This is a genomic window from Mesorhizobium sp. M7A.F.Ca.MR.362.00.0.0 (assembly GCF_004023175.1).
Classification (GTDB): Bacteria; Pseudomonadota; Alphaproteobacteria; order Rhizobiales; family Rhizobiaceae; genus Mesorhizobium.
In genome coordinates, this window is sequence record NZ_RZTF01000299.1 from 5,719 (window position 1) to 8,176 (window position 2,458).

2 protein-coding genes and 2 pseudogenes are annotated in these 2,458 nt (G+C 60.4%); 2 read left to right on the top strand and 2 right to left on the bottom strand.

From position 1 onward, the window contains the following. A pseudogene (locus EOC06_RS43685) lies at window positions 1–236 on the top strand (carbon monoxide dehydrogenase); the annotation flags it as partial. Between the two features lie 407 nt (window positions 237–643). After that, a complete protein-coding gene (locus EOC06_RS27385; RefSeq protein WP_128309242.1) occupies window positions 644–1,666 on the top strand; it encodes an acyltransferase in 1,023 nt (340 codons plus the stop codon). A gap of 42 nt (window positions 1,667–1,708) precedes the next feature. Here EOC06_RS27385 and EOC06_RS27390 read toward each other — a convergent pair whose 3' ends face one another. Further along, window positions 1,709–2,206, bottom strand: coding sequence for a GNAT family N-acetyltransferase (locus tag EOC06_RS27390; RefSeq protein WP_128309243.1), 498 nt, complete (start codon window positions 2,204–2,206; stop codon window positions 1,709–1,711). After that, a pseudogene (locus EOC06_RS27395) lies at window positions 2,203–2,458 on the bottom strand (copper homeostasis protein CutC); the annotation flags it as partial. The gene EOC06_RS27390 and the pseudogene EOC06_RS27395, both read right to left, overlap by 4 nt.

Genomic DNA, 2,458 nt, shown 5'->3' on the forward strand with positions numbered 1-2,458 from the left:
TCGTGGCCAAGGGCAAGGATGGCGTCAGCGTCGCAGTCACCGGTGCCGGCGATGACGGCGTCTTCCGCTCGAAGGAGATCGAGGCAGCATTAGCCGGGAACTTCGCGGCCTCGGCACTCGAAGGGGTGAAAGTGCCGGCGAAGAATTTGATGACCGACATCCACGCCTCCGCCGACTATCGCGCCAATCTGATCACGGTGATGGCCAAGCGCGCGGTTGCGGCAGCCAACGCCTGAGAAACTGTTTGGAAACTCTACTCCGGCGGCCATCTGATGGCGTTTTCTGCGCTTCCGGTGCTCACGTACCAAAAGTACGCTCCGCTCCGGTTCTCGAAACCACCACCATATGACTCGCCAGAGCGAGTTTCGAAACAGTTTCTAATACGATCAGTAGCAGACAAGGGAAGGGGCCTCCGTGGCCCCTTTTTCTCGTGCTGCGACCTGCATCCGTTCAAGTTGCTGGTGGGAATTGCTGCCGCACTGCTTGAAGCAAATCCCGCCAAGCCGGAGGCCGGACCTGATCCGGCAGCAATCTCGCACTTGCACAAATTCATATTGCACTGCAATATGAATTTGGGCGGGAATGCGAGCTGGGTTCGAAATGTACGTCGTACCCTTCGCATACCTATTGCGAGAGGATCGGCATGACCGACATTTCCGCGACGCATGTCGTTCCGTCCCGATCCGCCGCCGACAGATCAACCAGAACAAGACTGGCCTATCTCGACGGCTGGCGCGGGCTTTCGATCGCACTGGTGCTGATCGGCCATTTCTTTCCGGTTCCCGGAATCAATCTTGGCGTGCTGGGCGTCGAATTCTTTTTCGTGCTCAGCGGCCGGCTGATGGGCGAGATCCTGTTCATCGAACGCTACCCGCTGAAAAAATTCTTCAAACGCCGCTTCTCCCGCATCTATCCGGCTCTTTTGGTCTTCGTAGTCGTCGCGATGATTGCGCTGTCCGGCACATTCATCGCCTTCAAATGGAAGGCGGCGCTGACGGCGCTGACATTCACCTACAACTATGCCGGCATTCTCGTGACGCGGGCAGGGGCGCTCGACCATATCTGGTCGCTCTGCATCGAGGAGCACGCCTACATCATCCTGGCGCTGATCAGCGTCATCGTCTCAAGTCGCTCTCGCGTGGTCGTTCTGCTCCTGGCGCTGGCCTTGCTGGCCATGGCCAATGGCGCGGTTTCGTACTGGGTCTTCGGGATGGACTACGAAACCACTTATTGGCGCACCGACGTGCACATTGCGTCGATCCTGCTGTCGGCTTCGATCTGCCTGCTGAAGGCCGACGGCATGCTGCCGGCGTTTTTGAGAGGCAAGCATGTGGCCCTGGTGGCGACGTTCTGCGCCGTTGTCCTGTTCCTGGATCAGATGCCGACTCCGATCCACTATCTCTTCGCGGTGCCGCTGCTGGCTCTGGCCGTCAACGCCCTCGATTTCAGCCCACGGTATTTTTCCGGATTGCTGTCCTCCTGGCCGATGGCGACGCTGGGTCTGTGGTCGTACTCGCTCTATTTGTGGCAACAGCCGTTCTACAAATTCGTCTATGAGCAAGGCGTCATGCCGATGCCGATGCTGGCCGCAGTCTTCGCTTGTGCGGCCTGCAGCTACTACCTCATCGAGCGCCCGGCGCGCGAATGGCTCAACCGCAACTGGTGAGCAACACGGCGTTCAGGCCGTCTTGCGGCGCGCCCGCCCTCTCTATGCCTGCAGCGGTCTGACGTAATAGCGGACTGCTTTCTTGCCGCCGTGGATGACGGCGTCGCCGGCCTCAGTGAAGCCAAGGGTGGCGTGAAAGGCATCCGAGGCAGGGTTCGGCGGGTCGGTGTTGACTTCGCAGGTGACCAGATTGTAGCCGGCGCGCTCAACATGGCCGAACAGATCCTGATAGAGCCGGCGGGCATGGCCTCGGCCGCGCGCGTGCGCCGCCACGACAACCCGGTCGACATAGACGAAGCGCTCGTAGCGTTCGCGAAACCAGAGGAAATTCGGGCTGTCGTAGCGGGCGTCCTGGTCGAAGGTCATGATGAAGGCTTCGAGATCGCCGATGCGCCTGGTGTAAAACGCTTCGCCAAGCAGGAAGGACAGCCGCTCAGCCTCCAGCCACGACAGTTCTGCGGCATGCTCGTTGTTGAGCGCCAGGATCGCCGCTTCGTCTGCGGCCGATACACGGGCTATCGGGGCAGGGGTCGAGGTCATGCCTTGGCTGCCGCGATCGTTGCCGCCACCAGCGGTGTGTCGGTGAGCGTGTTGCGGTATTCGCGATCGAGATCGGAACCACCCATGCCGACATGGGGATTGCGGTAGTCCATGGCACTCGGCACATCCTTGAGGGCGGCAAAATGCATTTCGGACAGGCCGGTTTTGCTGCGCACTTCGGCAATGTTGTGCAAATCCAGTCCGCCGCAGCCGAGGATGACGATGCGCTCGCCGGCCTGCCGCACCAGATCC

What these genes read in the sequence shown, in the direction of transcription:
- EOC06_RS27385 (WP_128309242.1), top strand. Translation starts at nt 644, where the DNA reads ATGACCGACATTTCCGCGACGCATGTCGTTCCGTCCCGATCCGCCGCC.
- EOC06_RS27390 (WP_128309243.1), bottom strand. Translation starts at nt 2,206, where the DNA reads ATGACCTCGACCCCTGCCCCGATAGCCCGTGTATCGGCCGCAGACGAA.